Annotated in this window: 14 protein-coding genes; 3 read left to right on the plus strand and 11 right to left on the minus strand. The window is 37.0% G+C overall.

Annotation, left to right across the window (positions count from 1 at the left end; genetic code table 11):
- Window positions 1-2: 2 nt before the first annotated feature.
- From KO02_RS14985 to egtB, 3 genes are all read left to right on the plus strand, one after another.
- Window positions 3-1,154, plus strand: coding sequence for a PepSY-associated TM helix domain-containing protein (locus KO02_RS14985; protein ID WP_051959960.1), 1,152 nt, complete (start codon window positions 3-5; stop codon window positions 1,152-1,154).
- 133 nt (window positions 1,155-1,287) lie between these two features.
- Window positions 1,288-2,277 carry an L-histidine N(alpha)-methyltransferase gene (locus tag KO02_RS14990; RefSeq protein ID WP_038702772.1) on the plus strand — a complete coding sequence of 330 codons (990 nt, stop codon included), beginning with the start codon at window positions 1,288-1,290 and terminating at the stop codon, window positions 2,275-2,277.
- 13 nt (window positions 2,278-2,290) lie between these two features.
- A complete protein-coding gene (gene egtB / locus KO02_RS14995; RefSeq protein ID WP_051959961.1) occupies window positions 2,291-3,478 on the plus strand; it encodes an ergothioneine biosynthesis protein EgtB in 1,188 nt (395 codons plus the stop codon).
- Between the two features lie 30 nt (window positions 3,479-3,508).
- Here the strand turns inward: egtB and KO02_RS15000 are convergent, their stop codons facing one another.
- The 11 genes from KO02_RS15000 to KO02_RS15045 form a co-directional block, all read right to left on the minus strand.
- Complete coding sequence (locus KO02_RS15000; RefSeq protein WP_038699546.1) at window positions 3,509-4,384, minus strand: glycerophosphodiester phosphodiesterase family protein; 876 nt, start codon at window positions 4,382-4,384, stop codon at window positions 3,509-3,511.
- Between the two features lie 242 nt (window positions 4,385-4,626).
- Window positions 4,627-6,867 carry an alpha-L-fucosidase gene (locus KO02_RS15005; protein ID WP_038699548.1) on the minus strand — a complete coding sequence of 747 codons (2,241 nt, stop codon included), beginning with the start codon at window positions 6,865-6,867 and terminating at the stop codon, window positions 4,627-4,629.
- A 349-nt stretch (window positions 6,868-7,216) separates the two neighbouring features.
- Complete coding sequence (locus tag KO02_RS15010; protein ID WP_038699550.1) at window positions 7,217-8,338, minus strand: acyltransferase family protein; 1,122 nt, start codon at window positions 8,336-8,338, stop codon at window positions 7,217-7,219.
- Window positions 8,339-8,343: 5 nt separating this feature from the next.
- Window positions 8,344-9,741, minus strand: a complete 1,398-nt coding sequence (locus KO02_RS15015; protein WP_038699552.1) for a Gfo/Idh/MocA family protein — start codon at window positions 9,739-9,741, stop codon at window positions 8,344-8,346.
- 27 nt (window positions 9,742-9,768) lie between these two features.
- Window positions 9,769-10,236, minus strand: a complete 468-nt coding sequence (locus KO02_RS15020) for a DUF5018-related domain-containing protein (protein ID WP_144243336.1) — start codon at window positions 10,234-10,236, stop codon at window positions 9,769-9,771.
- A 24-nt stretch (window positions 10,237-10,260) separates the two neighbouring features.
- Window positions 10,261-12,132, minus strand: a complete 1,872-nt coding sequence (locus tag KO02_RS15025; protein WP_038699556.1) for a RagB/SusD family nutrient uptake outer membrane protein — start codon at window positions 12,130-12,132, stop codon at window positions 10,261-10,263.
- Between the two features lie 12 nt (window positions 12,133-12,144).
- Window positions 12,145-15,528 carry a SusC/RagA family TonB-linked outer membrane protein gene (locus tag KO02_RS15030; protein ID WP_081918399.1) on the minus strand — a complete coding sequence of 1,128 codons (3,384 nt, stop codon included), beginning with the start codon at window positions 15,526-15,528 and terminating at the stop codon, window positions 12,145-12,147.
- A 111-nt stretch (window positions 15,529-15,639) separates the two neighbouring features.
- Window positions 15,640-16,836: a FecR family protein gene (locus KO02_RS22880; RefSeq protein ID WP_051959963.1), complete on the minus strand. Its 1,197-nt coding sequence runs from the start codon at window positions 16,834-16,836 to the stop codon at window positions 15,640-15,642.
- Window positions 16,837-16,886: 50 nt separating this feature from the next.
- The gene (locus KO02_RS15040; RefSeq protein WP_051959964.1) at window positions 16,887-17,468 is read right to left on the minus strand and encodes an RNA polymerase sigma factor; all 582 of its coding nucleotides are present in this window, start codon (window positions 17,466-17,468) and stop codon (window positions 16,887-16,889) included.
- A gap of 186 nt (window positions 17,469-17,654) precedes the next feature.
- Window positions 17,655-17,822, minus strand: coding sequence for a hypothetical protein (locus KO02_RS23995; protein WP_200878555.1), 168 nt, complete (start codon window positions 17,820-17,822; stop codon window positions 17,655-17,657).
- Window positions 17,809-18,018, minus strand: coding sequence for a hypothetical protein (locus tag KO02_RS15045; protein WP_038699558.1), 210 nt, complete (start codon window positions 18,016-18,018; stop codon window positions 17,809-17,811). Before KO02_RS15045 ends, KO02_RS23995 begins: the two co-directional genes overlap by 14 nt.
- Window positions 18,019-18,082 lie beyond the last annotated feature (64 nt).

Below are 18,082 nucleotides of genomic sequence, written 5' to 3' on the forward strand. Positions count from 1 at the left end.
CAATGATTAAGAAAAGTATTTTATGGTTACATAAATGGCTAGGTCTTTTTACAGGCATAGTCGTTTTTATTGTCAGCTTATCCGGCTGCCTCTATGTATTCCATGATGAACTCAAGTTAATGATTTATCCGCAAAAATACTATTTACAAGATGGCTTATTAAATCATAGCGAACCATTACCTCTTACCCAACTTATTGAATACGCTCAAAAAGCACTACCTAAACAGGAACAAATCAGTCGGGCAGACCTATACCTTTCTCCCAACCGAACTTGGGTATTTCGAGCTGTAAAAACCAATGAACATGCCTTCGGCCATAATCAATATTTCATTTACCATAAACGGATATTCATAAACCCTTATTCGGGTAAAGTGCAGTATGTAGAAAACTCTAAAACGGAATTTTTTCAACTTATACTGCAATTACATATGAACCTATTACTAGGAAAACAAATAGGACATTGGGTAGTTGGTATTTCAGTAGTACTATTCATTATTATATTGCTGTCCGGCATTGTCCTATGGTGGCCGAAGAAATGGAAATTAAAAAAAGTAAAAAGACAAGTTTGGTTTAATTTCAAAGTAAAGTGGAAGCGATTGAATTATGACTTACATCAAATCCTTGGCTTTTATAGTTTGTCTTTTGCTCTATTATTAGCATGCACAGGTATTGCATTCACATTTCCTTCCTTTAAAGAATTTTATATAAAAACATTCAATACGATTAGTTTCTCTCAAAAAATTAATCTTGATAAAAACTTTGATAAAGTACCGCAAAATCAAAGTAAAACGCTAGACAATGCTCTCATTTACACCCTAGCTAAACATCCGAATGCAGAAATGATGTCGATTCGACTACGGAAAAATATTGCAGCCCCCCAAGATGTTCAAGTACGATTTGTTGAAGATCAAACGGGGCAATTCATCTGGTATTACTTTAACCAATCAACTGGCCAAATTCAAAAGATAAATCAATCTAAAAATGCTCCATTAGGTGATAAAATTGGAGCAATGAACTATGACCTACATGTTGGAAGTTATGGAGGTCTAACAACCAAAATCTTAACATTTCTTATGGGATTAATATGTGCTTCACTTCCAGTCACTGGAATGATCATTTGGATCAACAAAATGAAAAAGAAGAAGCGACAATAAGCTATTTTATCAATAGCTTTATTACATAAGCATCATAGTTCATGCAAACAACTCTTACATTTTATATGTTATATCTCTAAATGGTTAATAATATTCCAACTTGAAATATACATAATAAAAAAATATGGGAGAAATGAACATTAACCCACATCATAAATATCATCAAAATAATATATCCAAAACAGTTGATAGATTTCGCCAAGATATCTTACTAGATTTAGGAAGTAACCCGAAGAAGTTATCCTCCAAATACTTCTATGATAAGATTGGAGATGAGCTATTTCAAAAAATCATGAACATGGAGAGTTATTATCTCACCAACTGTGAACTTGATATCTTCAAAACTAAAACGGCCCAAATTGCTGATTTTATCAGACCAAATAATGAACCTTTTGACCTTATTGAGTTGGGTGCAGGCGATGCAATGAAATCTTCTTATTTACTCCAATATTTAGTAGACCAAGGTGCTACTTTTAGTTTTATGCCTATTGATATTTCAGGCAATATCCTTTCCGTTCTAAAAAACAAACTCAACGACAGTATTCCAAATCTCGAAATCATTTGCTTAAAGGGTGAATATTTTGAAATGATCGATCAGGCAACAACATTATCGTCAAGACGAAAAGTAGTGCTATTTTTAGGTAGTAATATCGGCAATATGGAGTATGAACAAGCACTTCAATTCTGTTCAGAACTAAAAGATAAATTAAGTGCTGGCGATTATCTATTGATAGGATTTGATTTAAAAAAACATCCCAAAACCATATTACAAGCTTATGATGACCGTACTGGCATTACAGCAAGTTTCAATCTCAACCTTCTAAAGCGCATCAATCAAGAACTCGATGCTGATTTCGACATCAGCCAATTTGAACATTACCAAACCTACGACCCTAGCACTGGTGCTTGTAGAAGCTACCTCATCAGTCTTATTAACCAGCAAGTTACTATTGGAGAGTACCAGATACCCTTCTACGAGAATGAAGCAATATTCATGGAAATATCCCAAAAATTTTCACCAGAAGATATCCATGACCTTGCTCGGGAATCGGGATTTGTTACAGTTACAGAATTATATGATACGAAGAAATGGTTTATGGATGCCATTTGGAAGGTCTCATAAATAAAAAAACAATATGAAAACAGATTCAAACATAGCAAGTTATTTTGCTGAACTAGAAACCCGATATCTGGCCATTAGACAGCATTCAACTCACATCTGTACACCTCTAGCAATTGAAGATTATGTAGTGCAGCCTATCGTAGATGTAAGTCCTCCAAAATGGCACTTAGGGCATACTACATGGTTTTTTGAGACTTTCCTACTAACGCCTCATCTCCCTAACTACCAAGTTTTTGACTCGCAATACACCTATGTATTCAACAGCTATTATGAAACAGTGGGTGCACGTGTTATCAGAACTGACCGTGGAAATCTCAGTCGCCCCTCCGTTGAAGATATCTACCGCTATAGATCATATGTAGATGAACATATGCGCGTTTTTTTCCAACAAAGACTTCATGCTACAGCATCTGTCGCTGCATTACTTGAACTAGGGCTTAACCATGAACAACAACACCAAGAGTTGTTAGTTACAGATATCAAATATATTTTAGGACACAATCCTCTTTTCCCGCCCTACACAAAAGAAATTCTTCCTGTATCTCCAACACCGTTACCTATTGAAATGATTCCCTTTCCGGCTGGTCTATATGAAATCGGATTTGAAGGAGATGGGTTCAGCTTTGACAATGAGCTAGGAAAGCATAAAGTTTACCTCCAAGAGTTCGAAATTGGCAACCGCCTTGTTAGCAATGGTGAGTATCTTCAATTTATGGAAGATGGCGGATATCTAGATTTTCGACATTGGCATGCTGAAGGATGGGACTGGGTAAAAGAAAATCAAGTCAAATCACCATTATATTGGCATAAGATTGATAATCAGTGGATGTATTATACGCTGTCTGGATTACATGAGCTTGATCTTGATGCTACCCTTAATCATATCAACTTTTTCGAAGCTTCGGCTTATGCAAATTGGAAAGGCATGCGTCTACCTACTGAAGCAGAGTGGGAAATCGCATCCGATAAAATTGATTGGGGCACGCGTTGGGAATGGACAGGAAGTGCGTACCTTCCCTATCCCGGATTTAAAAAAGAACCTGGAGCAGTGGGAGAATACAATGGTAAGTTTATGGTAAATCAAATGGTTTTAAGAGGCGCTTCAGATGCAACATCGCCAGGACATAGTAGAAAAACATATCGTAATTTCTTTCATGCCCAACATCAATGGCAGTATACAGGTATCAGATTGGCACGTTAAACTTCAAAATCAAAGATGTATACCAAGGCATTAGTTAATAGATTTACTAGCTTCAATAGGGAGATCTGTTTCCAAAATCGAAGCACCGTCTGCAAAAATTGCGCTATACTTTAAAGCTCGCTCCTCTCTTGTGGCCAATTTATCATATGTTGGAGCAGAAGAAATCATACACATAACACCTTTTTTATTCAAAAAACGATATAAAGATTTATTGCTTTCTTTTATTTCTGGTCCTATATATACAATCATTCTGTCGTATGGTAACCCCGATTGATCATACTTCATTAAAGCTTCCCAATCTTTGAGATGTACAGACATAAATTGATCTTTATTTTGCTTTAAATAAAAACTAGCCTGCTCTACATTGTGTACCGTTACCCATACCCAGCCATAAGCATTATATTTTTTCATAATACTTGCTGTTTTCTCTAGAGACAAGTCTTTCTTATCAAGATTTAAGATTGTTTTACCTTTCGCCCATTGAATAACCTCTGCTAAGGTATTGATACCATACTCAGTTACATTTCCTTTGTGATCGCGTAACTTCAATTTTTTAAGCTCAGACCATGAATAGTCCGCCACATTTCCAGTTCCATTAGTACAACGATCCAATGTTGCGTCATGGAGCAATATCGCTACACTGTCCTTCGTATAGCGAGGATCTATTTCAAAAATAGCTTGAGTTTGTTTCAAAACCGCTTCAAAAGCAGGTATTGAGTTTTCTGGCAAACCATCTTCAATTGTTCCACGGTGTCCACTTATAATTTTCTTTCCTGGAGCATATTTAAAATAATTATGCATTTCTTCGATTGATTCGAATGCCAGCGTGTGCATATTCTGAGCAAAAGCTTTACTATTTAAAAGCAAACAGCTACAAATTCCTATCGTATAAAATAGATATTTCATAAATATAATTTGTTCTAAAACTAGCCATTCTATCTTATTAAATCATCAATTTAAAGTTTAAATATTGTTAAATAATTCAAAAAAAATGAAGTGATTTTAGAGTCGAAACAGATCTAATAAAACAAAGCGCCTAATACAAATCTAGTGTCAGGCGCTCTGTTTTCATAAAATCCACTTTCAATCATCTGTATTGACATTCAAGCAAAAACTGATATTTATTGGTTTTTAAAATAGAAATTCCATTATTCTACAAAATCCAATTCAGCAATCGTAAGCAGGTTTCCACCACCAGTTATTTCAGTAGACTCAACACGGATATAACGTGCAAGTATCTGTTTTGCAAATTGATGCGTACGCTTCGTTGGATCATTAATGAGATTTCCAAATTCAAATCGTTCCACTTCATCCCAATTCTTTCCGTCATTACTTATTTTCACCACACCTTTCGCCATCATCCCTTTACCGTGCTCTTTTTGTGGTGTGTAACTAAATGCCGTTAAATTATACTGCTGTCCAAGATCAATTGAAATATGTTGAGCTGCTCCGTTATCCTCTGATTGCCAATAGGTTTTTGAATCAGCATCAAAAGCCATACTCGCGCTATGATTAGCCACTTCGTTACTAAAATCTAAAATTTTCCATTGTTTTTTCGCAATACCCATTGTTTCTTCAGCAAGCGCACCTACCAATTTATCAACACTTATTGCTACAGCTTTTACTTGTCCGCCTTTTACCGCGATTGGTTGCGAATATACGGGTGATTGTGCAGTAGGTTGACTACCATCCAACGTGTAGTGTATTTGAAACTTGCTATTTAGATTTTTAAGGATATCCTCTCCATGCGGTTTCCATCCAAATTCACTTTTCAAAGGAACAATTGTAACCATTCCATCAATACTACGGTTAAATGCTAATTGTGGAGGTCTTCCCGGCGCGTAATGTGCGGAGACATTACCAATCACTGGAGTTGCCCGACTCTCCAATACTCGAATACGGAATTTATTTGATGTCACTTCAGGAAAACGTAGAATACGTTTAAAACCGATATTAGTAGCATGCGCTATTTCTTTCCACTGACCATCAATCCAGGCATCTAGTGCATGCTTTTCAACACGTTCGCCATGCGTGCTTACTGCTTCTTGAATAACAAAACGATTTATTTTAACCGGTTGTGGAGTTGTGTAAATCAGTTCCGGATTTTTATCCGATAGCATACTAAACGATTCGAGGTTGTCGTCCAATGTTTCTTTGCTTCCTTTTGCTCCTCGCAATAGATTTTGGCCATAAGTTTCCTTAATACGGTTTCCTACTTCATGGAGTACCTTAACATCCTCAGGTGAAAATTTCCCGTCCCTATTTGGCGGAATATTCAACAGAAAAGTAGAATTACCTCCAACAGATCGTTCATAAATATCAAAAACATCATCTGTACTTCTCACTTTCTGATGCGTATCATCTCTATAGAACCATCCTTCTCTAATCGAAGTATTGGTTTCAGCCTGCTGGTAATGTAGATATTTCGCTTTTAGAATCTGTTCGCGACTTCCCAAATCCGCTAAAGTCAAATCTGGAAAATTCACTAAATCCGCAGGATTATCTTGATACGGAATCACATTCCACTCTGTACTTCTAGTCCCTCCAGATTCGTTCCCGCACCATCTGATATCTTCTTTTCCAAAAATTACTGCCTCTGGTGCCAGTTTTTTAATCAGTTCACGCCAAGCATCGTAATTATATTTTTGCCCACCTTTTGTTTTGGGATGTGCACCATCAAACCATACTTCATGAACCGGGCCATATTCCGTCAGCAATTCAAACAGCTGATTTAAGAAATATTCGTTATAATCGTCTACTTTAAAATTGAATTTTGCTTTATTTTTAAAAGGTCTCCCAGCTACTTCACGAGGAATAGTACGTTGCGTATATTCACTTAGATTACCATAGAGTCCATCGGCACTTTCAATCTGGAAAAGGTCTGCAGGTGACAGATAGACACCCAGTTTTAAGCCATACTTTTTACAGGAAGCTGTTAAGTCTTTCAAGATATCACCTTTTCCATCCCTAAATCCGGTAGACATAATACCATGATTCGTATATCTACTCTGCCAAAGCACAAAGCCATCGTGATGCTTCACCGTGATGATTACTTTTTTCATCCCCGCAGCCTTCATAGCCTCACACCATTGATCGGTATCCAGGTTTTTAAGGTCAAAGATTTTAGGATCCTCCATACCATTTCCCCATTCCAATTTGGTAAATGTATTGGGTCCTATATGGATAAAAGCTATAAATTCATTTTTCAAAGCCTGATATTGATTTGCCGTAGGCACAACGTGGACGGCTTTTCTTAATATATCCTCGGGACTATCTGTACTCTTTATTTCGTACGTATTCTTAACGGGCATTTTCTTACTATTCACTTGCGCATATCCATACATGGAAACAATTCCTAACATGGAGGTCAACAGGATAGATTTATTCATATTTTAAAATGATTTTATTAAATGGTTTCTAACTTAGAAAAATGTAGCGTACGTGATTCTATCTGCAATTTAATCGCTACACTGGAGAAAAACAAAAATTATTTAAAGGCCATGTTATTTCGTTACACAGTTTCATTTATAAGAAAGTTCAGCGCAATACTAATCTGTTGATTGATAACTGGAAAAAACTGTTTATATCAAAAAAATATTTTCGCGTCAGATAAAAGAGATAATTTCGGTGGTAAATTACGATTTCCACAATCAGCGCTAATACTAAATAACATGATAAACAAAAATAAAATTCAAAAGAGCCTCTTTTTTGAGGTAAGAGAATAATTAAAATACCAAACTATATTTTCACAAGAACCTTCGCTTTATATAGTGCTAATAGCATTAGAAATATAAGCGTAAAATTACCTATTGTTAAAATCAACTCTTGATATTGAGGTAGCATACTCTCCAGACCATAAGTCAGGGAATGCGCCACTGATCTAAAGCTGAGCATTTCACCTAAAAAATAAGCGACGATGGAATTCAGACCATAAATCTTAAGCCATTGAAAAGGTCTGACTATTTTCTTTAAATCGATGATATAGTAAAACAACCCCATCAGCAGAAAACAGATCCCGCCAGAGAAAAGTGTCATACTACTCGTCCATATCTTTTTTATAATCGGCATTTGTATACTCCACAATAATCCCAGTCCGATAAAAATAACGCCTAACAATACTAACTGACGAAACACCCTACTTGGATTAACCTTTACCCCATCTTTCATCAGCTTTCCGGCCAGACAACCCATCATCACAGTGACTGAAAAAGTTAAACTACTCCACAACCAAGTATAGTTATAATGCTGAGAGAAAACTACTTGCCCATCTCCCCAATATGCCCCATCCATAAATCTACCCAACAGCATTCGGTCCAAGCGGATTGCAAAATTATCCTGTTCCGAAAAATTGCCATCCAACATAAATGGTACTGCATATACAACCAGTAAGAAAATTGCCATCATAACGATTTTCCGGATGCCTAGATTAAAGTATAGGACAGCTGTCACCGCATAACCCATGGCGATTGCTTGTAATGTATTGGAATACAATTTAAATTGTTGCCAATCCCAAGACAAAAGATTTCCTTGCATGACCATTCCCAATAACCATAAAATCAAGAACCGTCTTAAAATATGGCGGTAAATCGGTCCCCCTGCTCCCCCTTTCTTATTATCCAATGAAAAAGGAATTGTTACACCAGTCATAAACAAAAACAGGGGCATAATCAGGTCCCACAACCGGAAACCAGCCCATATTTCATGATCAAATTGATACAAAAAGCCATGATAAAACTCATTATCCCAGACCTGGCCAATTGCGACCAATATAGGTTGCAAACCAACAAGTAAAAATAGGTCGAATCCGCGGAGTATATCCAAGGATTCCAATCTATTTGTTTTATTAGATAAGTTGTTCATCTAGCTTATTTAAAAGATGTAGTACCACCTCCATTCAATGTAAGTTCCATTTTTAGGTTGATTTTCCATTTCCCCCTTGTAAAATCAGGAACATCTATTGAGTTAGACCGATTTTTTACCGATTTTTCGCTTAATGGAGCTATTACACTCCATAATGCAGCGTCATAAACATCCTGATCCAAGGGCAATCCATTTCTTAAACAATCAATCAATCGCCAGTCCATCATCATATCCATTCCACCATGTCCGCCTATTTTTTTAGCCATTTCACCAACCTTCTGAACAATTTCAGGTCTGTATTGTTCTTCCAATCGTTTCATTTCTTCAGGGGATAACCAATCATGACCAAAAGCGATTCGTTCTGGTTCAGGCCATTTTTGTGCTACACCTTTTGTCCCTGAAATCTGATGGATTCTAGAATAAGGTCTTGGACTTGATACATCATGTTCCAGTACAATTGTTCTACCTTGATGGGTTTTGATTGTAGTTACGTTCATATTTCCTCGGTAACTATGTTTAGCAAAAGGTTCATAAAAAGCATCTTTAGCAGCTAGCGATTTAGCCATAGACCCCATGCTAAAATCCTTTGAGGACATAGATGTCAAATACTCCATTTTATCCCCCCTATTGATATCCATAATCTGACAGATAGGCCCTAAACCATGTGTCGGATACAGATTGCCATTCTTAAAATTCTCCTTTAATCGCCACATATCATAATAGCTATTCTTAGCAAAATTTTCGTTTAACAAATCATGTATATAAGCTCCTTCACCGTGGATTATTTCACCAAACATACCTTGTCTCGCCATATTCAAAGTCATGAGTTCAAAAAAATCATAACAACAATTTTCCAGCATCATACAGTGTTTCTGATACTTTTCAGATGTCTCTACCAAAGCCCAACATTCATCTACCGTAGTCGCAGCTGGCACTTCAATAGCGACATGTTTACCGGCCTTCATGGCATATAGAGCAATTTTAGTATGCAAATCCCAAGGTGTACAAATATAGATTAGGTCAATATCATTTCGATCACAAAGTTCTTTCCAGGCCTCTTCTTTATCAGCATATATTGCAGGTTTTTTACTCCCCTTTACAGCATGAGCCGATTTTTCCGCATAATTTCTTCTAATATCACAGATGGCATTAATTTCCACCCCTTGAATATGGTCTATACGGTAAACAGCAGATGCACCCCGATTTCCCACTCCGATAAATCCGACACGAACTACGTCCAGTTTTGGAGCAGCATATCCACACATATTGAACGACGATCTATTATTATTTATCGCACTACTAGCTAATGTCAAATCAACAGGATTTGCCATTAACTTATTTCCGATTATTCCTAAGCTCGACAGCCCCGCTAAGCGAATAAAATTTCTACGAGAAGTTTCCATTATTTTTTTTAAAAAGTTTACCTTAAATTATTTATTAAATGAAACCACCTTGATGATCCAAGTTTTGGTATTTCCGTTTGCAGCAATAACCTGATACTGCCAATCCTTTGTTAAATCAATAGGATCACCTAATTTAGGTGCATCGCCTACAGCTATAACTTTTGCAGCGGTCGATATATCCATGTACATCCACAAATAATTCTGTACAATTTTATTTCGAATTTCGTTAGTAAAAGTACCCGATGCTTGCGGTACATCAATAGTCAATTCGATTGTATTCGTATTTTCAACGACATTCTTCTGCACATTCAATCGCTGATAAGCGATTACTGGTTTATCATTCAGTATTTTATCGCTTTCGTATCGATATTCGACATAAACATTATCAATATTGTTCAAATCCCAATTTTCATACTCGGGCAAATCCTTTTTAAGACAGCTATTCATGATCAGCATGATGACGGCTGCTAGTCCTATTATGTGTATTTTTTTCATTTTAATTATCATTAGCCATTATTATTACCAGCCTGGATTTTGAATTCCAAAATTTGGATTTCGATCCAAATATGATTGTGCTATCGGGAACAAATATCTTCTTGAAGAATCAAATTCGCGGACATTATTGGATGAAAAGAAAGCACCAGAAACCACTGAATAGTGTTTTCTATCTTTACTGACATCCATAACTTGTGGAAGTGTCGTCAATTCAGGTATAGTGCCTCCAGAAGGTACTCCATGGTTTGCATTTCCACCATATCTTCCCCATCTTAACAAACTCCAGTAATAATCATTTTCTAACACCAGATCCACTCTCCTTTCCCTTTTATAATCTGTCCAAGCCGTAGCCAAATCCGACATTTTAGCTGGCGGAAGCTGACCATGAGTAACACGTGTCTGATTCAACAACTCAATTGCCTTAGGTAAATTTTGTTGTAAAAGATAAGCTTCAGCCATATTCAGATATACACGACCTAAACGGGTAGTCACATAATGGTAATCTGTCGGAACTCCAGCATAAATTCTTGGGTTCACATTATTGTACACCCCTTTTCGCCAATACATATTCGTCAACGAAGTATTATAAGCATGTCCATTCAATTTTAACCAACGTCCCGAATTACCTTTCACATCCGTTGTCAATGTCTCGCCATAAAAAACAGCTGAAGAGTCACTCAATATACTTGCATTCCAGCGTGCATCCCTTGCAGCATTTGTCAAGCTCCATATCGTTTCAGTCTGACCCGATTTGATTGAACCACGTTTTACTTCCGACTCACCATTCGCTTTTGGAATAAGTGTAGGAGCGATAGAAGCCTGTTCATCCACTGCTTTTTTATATTGAGAAGTCTCGTTCCAACGCACAGCTTTCTGTGGATCTTGTTGATCAATCACCAAATAATCATCCGTAAAATCCATTGATGGACCATGGTCACCCCAGGCCTCAAAAATACGGATGGGGGATTTCAACAATGGCGAGCCACCCGATAATTTAATATTATCATTATTCAGATTTGGTATCATAACTTGCATGGGAGTACTCGCACAGCTGGTGTTAATCGCTTTACGATAAACTGCAAAAATAGTTTCATTTGAGTTTGGATCACTGTCATTAAACATAGCTCCATAATCAGCCTGCAACTGATAACCACCTGATTTCACCAATTCACCATATTCGATTACTTTCGAAAGCAAAGGGTTGCTGGGCGCTACTGTTAGTGTTTGTGGATACCCCTCATAGGCTAGTGCCTGTAGGCAAACCTCTGTCAACATGGCTGCCGCTACATATTTATTAGCTCGACCACTTACTTTATCTGCTGGAAGCCCTTCGACTGCCTCTTCCAAATCTTTAATGATATAAGCATAAGATTCTGTCGGACTTTTGGTGGCAGACAATAACAATTCATCTTCAGGATTCAAAACTTTATCTATCCATACAATGCGCCCTATCCTTCTCGCCACATGATAATAGGACATTGCTCTCAAAAATTTAGCTTCCGCTATCAGCTCTATTTTATCCTCTTCACTTATACCTGCAGAAGCTCCAACATTTTGGATGATTAAATTGCACCTACGTACACTAGCCCAATTGTTAAAACCCATATCTGATGTGCGATCCAATCTTTCATTAAACACATTGGCCGCACCATTATAGGTCCCATCCATACTAATGAGGTTCATTGTCCAAGCATCTGTAGCAGGTCCGCTATTAAAATTCTCCATGATACTATAAGTGCTGAAAATAAAAGTTTCAGCATTCGCTCGGTTTGTCCACACAACCTCTTCCCCAATTTTATCATATGGCTGGGTATCCAGCACGTCCTTACAGGAACTTAGCGATAAAGCTATTAAGAGCAAAGTGGACGATATATAGGTGATTTTATTATTTTTCATATACATTAAATTTTAAAACCCAACATTTACGCCAATAGAAACCGTACGTTGAATGGGATAATTTGCATTATTTTGATCCGATTCCGGATCCACAAAAAATTTCTTTGTATTCGAGATGGTCAATAGATTGGTACCGCTGGCAAAAACTCGAAATTGTTTAAATTTTGTATTTTTCAAAACATGTGCTTTCAAATCGTAACCCAATTGAAAATATTTCAAACGAACGAATCGAGAAGGTAAAATCCAAAAATCGCTATTTACAAAATTATTATTTCCATTTACACCAGTTGATGAAACTTGTCTAGGGTATAAAGCATCCGTATTGTCGGTTCTCCAATAATCTTGCTGAAATCCATAGATAAGCATATTGTCGGGATTACTTCCCTGCATGATACTTCCTAAATATCGATCCCTATTCCCCGACCCCATGATCACTGCAGAAAGTGACCAAGCTTTATATCCTAAGTCAATGGTAGTTCCATAGTTGATACGTGGGAAGGTAGCATCTCCGATACGGATCTGATCACTGCCATCAATCTTACCATCACCATTAAAATCTTGATAACGTAAATCACCAGCAATAGCATTGATGGAACTTATCCTTCTAGCCCCATACAATAAATCTTCATTATTCTGATAAAATCCTTGATTGATATAACCTGTTTCAAGACCCCAATTTGCCGCTCCCGATTGTCTTGTATACGGATTTTTGAGCGCAGCATCATCTTCTCCTGGATTACGCTCCCATAATTGATCAAAGTAGGTAAAGTTCACCCCTACCTTATAAGAAAAATCACCTTTTTTATCATTCCATGTTAAATTAAACTCAGCACCATGTCTTCGCATAGCCCCTGGGTCAAAATTAATCGGAGGGAGTCCTATACCCAAAGTAGCAGCATAACGCGTATCGGCGACAACATATCCAGTAGTACGTTTGTAAAAATAATCAAATGAACCACTCAATCGGTTATTCATCGAACTAAAATCCAACCCAATATTTCGCTCGCGGATACTATACCAAGAAAACATCGTGCTCGGCAAACTACCTGGTTCAGACGTGCCTTGCACAGGTCGACCATCTACTACCCATGCATTTGCATTAATCGAATACCCTGGTACATATGTAAATGGACTAATACCTTCAGCACTACCAACAAGCCCATATGAACCTCTAATTTTCAAATAATTTAAGATATTACGTTCTTTTAGATTATTAAAAAACTTTTCTTCCGACACCGCATAACCTCCAGATAAGGCATAAAAAGTTCCCCATTGTTTTTGTTTCGGAAAGAGATCCAGTCCATCATAGCGAAGAGAGGCATCCAAGAAATACTTAGCATCGTAGTTGTATGAAAATCGTCCTACATACCCTGCTCTTCCACTTTCAGATTCCGAACCATTTGCCAATTGGTCGACAGTTGGCCCAGCCACAAATTGATCGAACAAAATTTGATATTGTTGACGTGTGGCTGTTAATGAGCTTCCCATATCTTTAGCTTGTTCATATACCCCAGTAAAATCCACACCATGCTTTCCAAATTGTCTATTATACAGCAAATAAGCTTGAAGTAACAAAGTACTACCATCGCCACGCTGTGCCATTAGATTGGGCGGATTTCCCAATAAAGGAGTTTTACTGCCGTTGGCATAAGATGGAGCAGTCAAATTCCAAGACTTATCTTTTGAATTCCACATATTATAGTTACCATTCGCTTTCAAAGTAAGTCCCTCCAAAAAAGGAGCAGTATACTCAAAAGAGAGAACACTATTAAATATTCTAGAATTCGATTTGTAATATCCCGATTGATTAGACAATTCTATTGCTGGGTTATCAGTTGTATTTGCCGACGGTAATCCAAACTCATTGTAGGCAAGTTGTGAAGACCTCTTTTGTTGAATATGTTGATAAAATGCACCATAAGAAGAGGCTGTAGACGAATTTGGTATCACATTATCTTCAATAAAACCATCCAATCCAGCTGTCACCTTAAGATTCACCTCTTTAAAATTACTCACGGTATTCAAACGGTAAGTCATGCGTTTATTGTGGTTATTATCCGTACGTAAATTACTGTTCTGGTTATAGTAAGATCCAGAAGCATAGTAAGTCAATTTCTCTGTCCCTGAGGTCATCGAGAGGTCATGTCGCTGTTCTGTCGCATGGTCTTTTAGACCCACCTTTTGCCAATCTGTATTCGGATATTCAAAGGGCTTTTCTTGTGTACGATAATATTCCAATATATTATCAGGGGTAGGGATTTGTAAACCCTCAAATCTGTACAGTTCATTAATCGCTTTCAGATTTTCATAAGAGCTCAGCTTTTTAGGAAAAATGGTAGGCTGCGAAAGCGTCTGATTGAATGTATAATTGATGTCCATCTGACCATTACGTCCTTTCTTTGTTGTCACCAAAATGACACCATTTCCACCTTGAGCACCATATAGGGCTGTAGCAGCAGCATCTTTCAAGACAGAGTAACTTTCGATATCACCTGGATTGATATTGACAAAGTCATTAGCAGTTCGTATCACATTGTCAATCACATAAAGTGGTGTACCTGCACCACGAATAGATACATTACTCTTTGCACCCGGGGCTCCCGAATTACTGGTCACAATCACGCCCTGCATACGACCCGCAATACCATCATTTATTGACTGTACGGGCATCTTGGCTACATTATCAATATCCAACGTACTGACAGAACTATTGATTTTTTTCCGACTGCTACGACCATATCCCACTACAACCACTTCATCCAATGCAGCAACATCACGAATCATTGTTATCAACATATCGTTTTGCCCAGCTTGTACCACTTGCATAAAATAACCAACATATGAAAATTGGATTGTTGCATTAGGTTTACAATCCGTTAGTGTGAAATGACCATTATTATCCGAAGTCGTCCCATTTAAAGTTCCATTCTCAAGCACAGAAACACCAACAATGGGCTCGCCCTCTTCGTTTACAATCTTCCCTTTCACCGTCCATTTCTGCGTTTGCATTTCTTTCTGCGGGAACAAGTATATCATACCGTCTGTTATTTTGTAACCTATGGCCCGCTTCTTTTTCAATACATTAAGCGCATCTTCTAAATCCATATTACTAAAATCGGCATCGACATTACCGAGCGATTCAATAAAATCAACATTATAAAAGATATCATGATTTGATTGTTTCTTGATCTGTTCCAGTATTTTTGCAAGGGGAGCATTTTTTACTTTCAGCGTTATTTTTTGAGAAAATGCCGCTCCATAGGAGACTAAAGTACCCAAAAGGGTCATTGTGACGATTAATTTCATAATCAATAAGTCATATATAATCGTTTTATGCTTGATTTTTAGACAATAGAGTACATCATACAATTTCTTGTATAGAATTTTAAAATTCATACTTTTGTAAGGTTAGGTTAATAAGATTAGTTTTTTTAGATTCCTGACATCATCGGATGTGCTGGTACCACATCCGATTCGTTTGTTAACTTGGGTTTTCTTTTATCATGATCATTTTTTAAAGGTTAACTGGTTATTTATTAGTTTTATCTGTAGATTACCGACTTCGTTTAATAAGTCGAGAACTTGTACGATGGTATAATCCTGCGGTATAGTCCCCTGAAAGCGTAAATTGGGTACTGTTTCCCAATCCACTTCCACATTATACCAGCGGGTCAGATCTTTTAACATTACTTTTAGCGGTGTATTGTTATAGACAAACTTTCCTTTGGTCCACCCCAATATCTCAGCATGGTCCGTTATTGTTTTCTGATTTATTTCTTTTTGATCTTTTGGTATATCCAATTGGTCGCCAGGCTTCAAAAAACGCTCTGCCTCTATTTGATTATCGCGAATTACTTTAACAGATACCTTACCTTCAAACAGGGCCGTAGAAGATACATCTTCATCTCCATAATTCCGGACATTGAATTTAGTTCCGAATACTTGAATCAATTGATCCGGAGTTTTAACATAAAAAGCTTTATTATTTACATGTGCCACTTCAAAATACCCTTCCCCCACGAGTTCTGTCTGTCTTTTATCGGTATTAAAAAGAAGTGGAAATTTAAATTCAGACATCGAATTGACCAAAGCAGAGCTACCGTCAGCCAATATCACTTGAACATGCTTTCCTTTAGGTACATCAAGTTGGACCCACTCCATAATATCCGACTGGCTATTATTGTTGTAAACCTGAATTTTATCTACTGATATTTGCACTACACGAGCCCGACTATTTTCAAATAACAACTTCCGTCCATTGATTAGAGTGTCCAGAACAACCTCTTGTCCATTTGCAAATTTCAGCTTAGGTTGTACAGTCAGCGTACTTACCAGTTCGGTAACAGTTTTCTTAGTCGTATCAGAATTTAAGATGAACACATAATAGGATAAGGAAACTGCCAATAATAAACAAGCAGCTGCATAAGGCATCCATCTAATAAATCTTCTAGCAAATCTTTTTGAGGAATCACGTCCTACATATTGGGCAAGATGCTGATCTGTCTTCAAAAAAGCATGTCGCATTTTAAGTTGAAAATCAAGATTATCACTTAATTCTTCAGACCAGTTCTCTTCTATTAGATTTTTTAGACTATCTTCATAATCGACCTCGTCAAAATAAGTGAACAAAAGTTCTAACTCTTGTTCATCACATTCTTTTCGCAAATACTTTGCGAATAGCTGATTTAATTCTTGTTCACGCAATGGTTTATTGGTATTGATTGTAAGTAATACGAATCGTAAAGAAAAACCAACTACTTAAAAATGTGAAAAAATAAAAATAATAAATAAATCTCTGATTTCCAGTTGTTTTTAATAATTCGAGTTGCTTTTACAATATGATTATTCACTGTTGCAATAGAGATATTAAGCATTTTTGACACCTCTTCATAACTTCTCCCTTCCAATTTACAGAGCACATATACATGTCTACATTTTTCTGGTACCATCTCTAATATTTGATCTAAATAAGCTTGAGTTTCTTTCAGATCAAGAGCAGTTTCAATATCGTTACTGGAGGTTTTAAGATAAAAACTTTTAAATGTATCCAATTTAATCCGATCAGCAGATATTTGGCGGAAATGGTCATATATTAGATTTTTGGCTATCATATAGATATAGGCTTTAAAAGATTTATCAGGGTCTAAATTCTCACGTTGGCCCCAAATTCTGACAAATACATCCTGAAAAATTTCTTGACTCAATTCATGAGATTTTATCATTTTAAAAATAGCTGTATAGATCAAGGGGCGATAGTAATGGTACAAGGATTCAAAAGCTGATTTACTTCCAGTAATTAACTCTTTAACCTTAATCCTTTCCTCTTCTCGTTCCATTTTAATTGGTTATTTTAATAGTCAGACATAAAACTGAATTTCAAAAATATAACTAAATTTAGAAAAACAAAATTATTACCTGGTTTTGTTATGTAAAACAATCAAACAGTTCAGGTAAATAAGGGAGCTAATTCAAGTGATCATGATTTAGCTCCCCAACCGGTTCATATTAATGCTTCAATAATATTAATTTTTACGTCCTACTCGACCCAACAATCGACTCGTTAGGAAGCTCACTATTGTACCTATAGCAGCCATCACTACGGTCTGTAGGACATCCCCTAAAGAAACCGACGCCCAGATGGAGCATAACGTACCACCCAAAGTACCAATGCGGATATCATTCATTTTCATCCGGCACCTCCATTTCTTTCTTTAGCACGATCTCTTGTTTTACTGAAACTTCATCAGCTCGTGCATCAACCGATTGACGGTTATCATTCGACACAGGAGGTTCCTCCCGATTTGCGCTATCATCAAGACTCTCCTCTTTATCCAACACCGTCTCCACTACGCCCAATCCTAAGGCAATATATTTCAGGATATTCAAGGCTTTCCCGGCAATTTTACCGGCGCCAACAAGACCACTTGCAACACCCGACTTATTTTTTTTA

Origin of the sequence: Sphingobacterium sp. ML3W (genome assembly GCF_000747525.1) — a bacterium.
Lineage (GTDB): Bacteria > Bacteroidota > Bacteroidia > Sphingobacteriales > Sphingobacteriaceae > Sphingobacterium.

Excerpts from the sequence above, each read along its gene's own strand:
- KO02_RS15010 (WP_038699550.1), bottom strand. The coding sequence starts at position 8,338 with ATGAACAACTTATCTAATAAAACAAATAGATTGGAATCCTTGGATATA.
- egtB (WP_051959961.1), top strand. The coding sequence starts at position 2,291 with ATGAAAACAGATTCAAACATAGCAAGTTATTTTGCTGAACTAGAAACC.
- KO02_RS15040 (WP_051959964.1), bottom strand. The coding sequence starts at position 17,468 with ATGGAACGAGAAGAGGAAAGGATTAAGGTTAAAGAGTTAATTACTGGA.
- KO02_RS14985 (WP_051959960.1), top strand. The coding sequence starts at position 3 with ATGATTAAGAAAAGTATTTTATGGTTACATAAATGGCTAGGTCTTTTT.
- KO02_RS15030 (WP_081918399.1), bottom strand. The coding sequence starts at position 15,528 with ATGAATTTTAAAATTCTATACAAGAAATTGTATGATGTACTCTATTGT.
- KO02_RS15015 (WP_038699552.1), bottom strand. The coding sequence starts at position 9,741 with ATGGAAACTTCTCGTAGAAATTTTATTCGCTTAGCGGGGCTGTCGAGC.
- KO02_RS15000 (WP_038699546.1), bottom strand. The coding sequence starts at position 4,384 with ATGAAATATCTATTTTATACGATAGGAATTTGTAGCTGTTTGCTTTTA.
- KO02_RS15020 (WP_144243336.1), bottom strand. The coding sequence starts at position 10,236 with ATGAAAAAAATACACATAATAGGACTAGCAGCCGTCATCATGCTGATC.
- KO02_RS15025 (WP_038699556.1), bottom strand. The coding sequence starts at position 12,132 with ATGAAAAATAATAAAATCACCTATATATCGTCCACTTTGCTCTTAATA.
- KO02_RS23995 (WP_200878555.1), bottom strand. The coding sequence starts at position 17,822 with ATGAAAATGAATGATATCCGCATTGGTACTTTGGGTGGTACGTTATGC.
- KO02_RS15005 (WP_038699548.1), bottom strand. The coding sequence starts at position 6,867 with ATGAATAAATCTATCCTGTTGACCTCCATGTTAGGAATTGTTTCCATG.
- KO02_RS14990 (WP_038702772.1), top strand. The coding sequence starts at position 1,288 with ATGAACATTAACCCACATCATAAATATCATCAAAATAATATATCCAAA.